Below are 4,885 nucleotides of genomic sequence, written 5' to 3'. Positions count from 1 at the left end.
CGGTGTGCCGGGCAGCCCGCCTCCGGACGTGCCACCACCGTGCGGCGCGCTCGCGCACGCCGCAACCGGGAGCGGCCGGTACGGTCGCGGGCCGCGGTCGTGCCGGCCCGTCCCGTCGGTCGAGGCGCCGGTCGAGCCGTCGGTCGAGCCGTCAGTCGAGCAGGAGCGACGCGAGCGCCGCACCCACGACGACTCCCACGCCCGCGAGCCACACGAGCGTCGGCAGCCGCTGCCAGAACGTGCGCCTCATCGCAGCACCACCCGACTGTCCCGCACGTCGACGTCGACCTCCGGGAGCGGTCGCTGGGCGGGTCCGCGGACGACGTCGCCCGACCGGGCGTCGAACACGCTGCCGTGGCACGGGCAGCGGATCTCGCCGTCCGCGACCTCGCCGACCAGGCAGCCCTGGTGGGTGCAGACCGCGCTGAACCCCTCGACGTCGTCACCGTCCCGGACGAGCACCACCTGGCGGTCGGTGAGGACGAGGCCGCCGCCGTCGGGGACGTCGGACAACGCCGCGAGGACGACACCGTCGCTGTCCCCGCCGTCGTCGCCGTCGTCGGCCCCGTCCTCGGTGTCCGCACCGGTCCCGCCGTCGTCTGCGGCCGGACCGCCGCCCGGCGGGGCGTAGTCGCCGTCCTCGGTGGCCGGCGCGAGCGTGGACATGCCGACGAACCCGACGACGCCGGCCGCGACGGTCACGCCGACCGCCTCGAGCACCTCGCGCCGCCGGTACCCCTCGGACGCCCCCTCCGTCACGCGTGCACCTCCCGCCGTCACACCCGGGGGAGCCCGGGCTGGGTGAAGAACCACAGCGCCGACGTGAACCACACGACGACGAGCAGCGTCGCGACGGTGGCACCCAGCAGGGGCACCACGACGGACGGCAGGCGGGGGAGGCGCAGGGCCAGCATCTTCGCGGCGAACGCGCCGTAGAACAGGCACCCGGCGACGCTGTGCACCAGGACGCGCGACGGCTCGTCCTCGAAGCCCAGCGACCACACGCACTGGAACGCGACGGGCAGCGTGAGCAGGAACGCGACGACGCCGCTCCACCGGTGCAGCAGCGCGACCCAGCCGGGAGCGCCGCCCCGCACGCCGGGCAGCCGACCCCACATCGCGAGCGCGGACAGCACCTGCACGACGACCAGCACGAGCGCGGCGGAGGTGAACCACGCCTTGAGCTGCAGCATCCCGCTGAACCACAGGGTCAGCAGCGACGCGCCGTCGCCGGGGTGCGCGTCCGCGTAGGCGGCGAGCGCTGCGGCGACGCCCAGCCCCAGCGCGGCGACGCCCGCGAGCGACCACTGCCACCGCGCGGTGGCGGACGGCGGGGAGGGTGGCGCCTGCGTCACGCCCATGCGGCCAGCGTCCCGGGCCGGGGGCACCGGTGTCCAGACGTGCCCGGCCGCCGGCGTCCCGACGTGCTGGGGGCACCGCTGTCCGGACGTGGCCGCCGCGACGCGACGACGGCCGCCCGGTGCGCCCGGACGGCCGTCGTGCGGTGTGCGTCGGTCAGCTCCGGTGACCACCGAGCGGCGGGTTCGCGTTGTGCACGAGCTCGAGCGCCATCTGCGGGAACCACTGGCCGGCCGCCGGGTCGGCGTAGCCGCGGACCGGGTCGACGCCGCCGTCGGGTGCCCAGCGCGTGCACTGGCCGTCGGACTCGCCGGGGATCTTGATCCACAGGTACGCGTCGACGTACGGGTCGCCGGTGCTGGTCGTCGGGCGCAGGCCGAGGCCGCGGTCCGGCGGGTTGCACCACACCTGCGGGTCGCCCTCGGGGTGGTCCGCCGGCGGCGTCCACGGGCCCTGGCCGTTGCGGCTGGTGTCGACGACGGCGTGCTTGAGGACCTCGGGCCCGGCCGGCGGGTTGGCGGCGTTCGTGACGTTCTCGACGTACCACTGGTCCGTCAGGCCCCACGTGCTGAAGTCGTTCGGGTCGGCGGGGTAGTACTGGCTCGCGCAGTAGTCGAAGTGCCCGAGCCGCCAGCCGCCCTCGGCGTCGTTCGTGCCGTACCAGAGGCACTGCGAGATCCAGCTCGCGAACTTCGCCTGACGCTCGCTGAGCTCGTAGTTCGAGACGTTGAGGAAGAAGCCGTCGGCCTTCTCGACGCCCGCCTTGTGCAGCCGGTCGGCGACGTCGCCGACGCCGAGCCACGCCGAGTGGGTGCCGTCGAGGTACAGGCGCACGTTCGGGAGCACCGACAGCCGGTCCACCGCGCCGTTGAGCTGCGCGAACCGGTCGGACGCGGCCGTCGCCGGGTCGGCCTCGGCGGGCTGGCACCACTCGGTCGCGCCGGTGATCGACGTGTACCAGGGGATGATCCCGAGGCCGTCGGGCTCGAGCACGACGATGGCCTCGCTCTTGCCGATGCCCTTCGCGAGCCCGTCGATCCACGCGAGGTACGACGCGGTGTCGAGCGCGCCGCCCGCGGAGTACTGCGCGCAGTCCCGGTACGGCAGGTTGTAGGCCACGATCACCGGGACCGCGCGCTGCTGCTTGGCGCTCCTGACCGTCTTCTCGACGGACTTGCGCACGTCCTTGGGCGTGCCGCTCGTGAACCACACCGCCTGCGGGGTCGCGACCATCTTCGTGACGGCCTTCGCGTCCGCGTACCGGCGGTCCTTCACGAGCTGCTTGATCTGCGCGACCGCGCCCTCGTTGGGCGGGGGCGTGTAGAGCCGGGTCGTCGACGACGGACCACCCGGGCCGGGGCGGCCGTGCGCCGTCGCAGGCGCGGCGGAGAGCAGTGAGAGCGCTACCACGGCGGCGGCCGCGGCGAGCGCTGCGAGGGGCGAACGGGTGTGACGTGCCACGGAAGGCTCCTACGTCGTTGTCGGATGACCGGTGCCGTGCGCGGCGGAAGGGGGTGGACCGCCGTCCCAGGAGCATGACAATCCGGACGGGCGAGGGCAAGGGCCTCGCGCGGGTGATCGTCGCCTCCGACCGTCGGGCGCGGCCCGACCCGGGCCGGGTGGCCGAGCGGGCGAGGAGGAGGACCATCGTGCGCATGGCCGACGACGCACCGCGCACCTGGACCGTCGACGACCACCTCCGGGACGCCGACCCCGCGCACGTCGAGCTCTGGCACCGGGTGGTGGCGCTCGTCGAGGCGTGCGGCCCCGTGACGGTCCTCGCGCACCAGACGACCGTGACGTTCGCCGGGGAGCGGCGCGGCTTCGCCGGGGCCCGCCCGACGCGGCACGGGGTCGACGGCTTCCTCGACCTGCAGCGCCCGCTCGGGCCCGACCGCCGGATCCGGCGGGTCTCGCCGTACACGAAGCGTCTGTTCGTGCACCAGTTCCGGGTGACGTCCGCGGACGACCTCGACGACGCGTTCGAGGGCTGGGTCCGCGAGGCCTACGCGGTCGGAGCGGGCGCGCACCTGCGCTGACCGGTCGGACCGCACCGCGGTCGCCTGGCCCGGCCACGCGGTCGCGCCACGGCTGCGCGGCGACCGCCCGCGGGCGGCTCGACGACCCTGCGGCGGCGCCCCCGGCGAGGGTCAGCGCGGGGCGAGCGTCATCGGGACGTGCGGGATGCCGTCCTCGTCGTAGTCGTCGCCCGCACGCGCGAAGCCGAGGCGTCCGTACCAGTCCTCGAGGTGCGTCTGGGCGTGCAGGTGGATCTCGGCGTCCGGGCGGCACAGGGCGATGCCGTGCTCCAGCAGCGCGCGCGCGACACCGCGCCCGCGCGCCGCCGGCGCCGTCGCGACCCGGCCGATGGCGGGTGCGGTGCCGTGCACGCCGAGGACCCGGATCGTGCCCAGCAGGTCGCCGTCGTCGTGCGCCCAGACCAGGAGCGTGTCGTCCAGCAGGTCACGGCCGTCGAGGTCGGGGTAGGCGCAGGCCTGCTCGACCACGAACACGTCGACGCGCAGACGCAGCACCGCGTAGAGCTCCGCGGCGGAGATGTCGGCGGGGGTACGGGTCTCGACGGTCAGGGTCACCGGGTCAGGGTAGGCGTGCGCCCGCCGTAGGGTGACGACGTGCACCTCCACCGCGACCCGTGGCTCGTCGTGGTCGTCGCCGTCGGCGGTGCGCTCGGCACGCTCGCCCGGTACGGGCTGTCCCACGCGGTGCCGGACCGGGGCGGCGTCCCCGTCGCGACGCTCGTCGAGAACGTCGTCGGCGCGTTCCTCCTCGGGCTCCTGCTCGAGGCGCTCGCGCGCTCCGGCCCCGACACCGGGCGTCGCCGGGTCGCGCGGCTCGGGCTGGGCACGGGCGTGCTCGGGGGCTTCACCACGTACTCGACGTTCGCGCTCGAGGTCGCCGACCGGCTCGCCGACGGGCGGACCGGGCTCGCCCTCGCCTACGCGCTCGCGAGCGTCGTGCTCGGCGTCGCGGCGTGCGCGGGCGGCGTGGTGGTCGGCGCGCGACGTCACCGGGAGGCCGCCGCGTGACGCTGCTGCTCGTCGCGCTGGCCGGCGGCCTCGGCGCTGCGCTGCGCTTCGGCGTCGACGGCGAGATCCGGGCCCGCGTGCCACGGCACCTGCCGGTGTCGACCATCGTGGTCAACGTGACGGGGTCGGCGCTGCTGGGCGCGCTCGTAGCGGCGCTCGTACAGGGTCTGCTCCCGGCGACGGTCTACGTCGCGGCGGCCACCGGGTTCTGCGGCGGCTACACCACGTTCTCGACGTCGATGTTCGAGACGGTGCGGCTCGCGCAGGCCGGCGCCTACCGCCTCGCGGTCGGCAACGCTGCGCTCACGCTCGTGCTCGCCGTCGCGGCTGCCGCCGTCGGCTACGGGGTGGTGTCCGGCGTCGCGTGAGGCGTCCCGCTCCCGGCCGCGTGCGTCGCGGCTGCGGGCGGCCCGGCCGGCGGGGGACCGCTGGGCGCGGGACCGGCCGGCGCGGGACCGACCGGCGCGACCGCCCAGGGC

The 4,885-nt window shown here is 75.7% G+C and carries 7 protein-coding genes; 3 read left to right on the top strand and 4 right to left on the bottom strand.

What is annotated here, in order from left to right; genetic code table 11:
- Positions 1-246: 246 nt before the first annotated feature.
- The 3 genes from CTKZ_RS17915 to CTKZ_RS17905 all read right to left on the bottom strand — a co-directional run bounded on the left by CTKZ_RS17915 (position 247) and on the right by CTKZ_RS17905 (position 2,820).
- Complete coding sequence (locus tag CTKZ_RS17915; RefSeq protein WP_200829807.1) at positions 247-759, bottom strand: Rieske (2Fe-2S) protein; 513 nt, start codon at positions 757-759, stop codon at positions 247-249.
- A 17-nt stretch (positions 760-776) separates the two neighbouring features.
- Positions 777-1,361: a DUF6529 family protein gene (locus CTKZ_RS17910; protein ID WP_124344205.1), complete on the bottom strand. Its 585-nt coding sequence runs from the start codon at positions 1,359-1,361 to the stop codon at positions 777-779.
- A gap of 154 nt (positions 1,362-1,515) precedes the next feature.
- Positions 1,516-2,820 carry a glycoside hydrolase family 6 protein gene (locus tag CTKZ_RS17905; protein WP_124344204.1) on the bottom strand — a complete coding sequence of 435 codons (1,305 nt, stop codon included), beginning with the start codon at positions 2,818-2,820 and terminating at the stop codon, positions 1,516-1,518.
- A gap of 74 nt (positions 2,821-2,894) precedes the next feature.
- On the opposite strand from CTKZ_RS17905, the gene CTKZ_RS17900 reads away from it, so the two are divergent.
- On the top strand, positions 2,895-3,398 hold the full coding sequence (locus tag CTKZ_RS17900) for a DUF5655 domain-containing protein (RefSeq protein WP_235843545.1): 504 nt from the start codon (positions 2,895-2,897) through the stop codon (positions 3,396-3,398).
- 111 nt (positions 3,399-3,509) lie between these two features.
- On the opposite strand, the gene CTKZ_RS17895 is transcribed toward CTKZ_RS17900, so the two are convergent.
- Positions 3,510-3,953 (bottom strand): GNAT family N-acetyltransferase, encoded by a 444-nt coding sequence (locus CTKZ_RS17895; RefSeq protein WP_124344203.1) that lies wholly within the window; start codon positions 3,951-3,953, stop codon positions 3,510-3,512.
- Positions 3,954-3,992: 39 nt separating this feature from the next.
- Here CTKZ_RS17895 and CTKZ_RS17890 point away from each other — a divergent pair, with 39 nt between their 5' ends.
- Both CTKZ_RS17890 and CTKZ_RS17885 read left to right on the top strand, forming a co-directional pair.
- Complete coding sequence (locus CTKZ_RS17890; protein ID WP_124344202.1) at positions 3,993-4,406, top strand: CrcB family protein; 414 nt, start codon at positions 3,993-3,995, stop codon at positions 4,404-4,406.
- Positions 4,403-4,774: a fluoride efflux transporter FluC gene (locus tag CTKZ_RS17885; RefSeq protein ID WP_124344201.1), complete on the top strand. Its 372-nt coding sequence runs from the start codon at positions 4,403-4,405 to the stop codon at positions 4,772-4,774. Before CTKZ_RS17890 ends, CTKZ_RS17885 begins: the two co-directional genes overlap by 4 nt.
- The last annotated feature ends 111 nt before the right edge of the window (positions 4,775-4,885 follow it).

The organism is Cellulomonas algicola (assembly GCF_003851725.1).
GTDB lineage: Bacteria > Actinomycetota > Actinomycetes > Actinomycetales > Cellulomonadaceae > Cellulomonas > Cellulomonas algicola.
The sequence above is the reverse complement of the archived record's forward strand: the minus strand, read 5'-3'. Positions and strand labels throughout refer to the sequence as shown.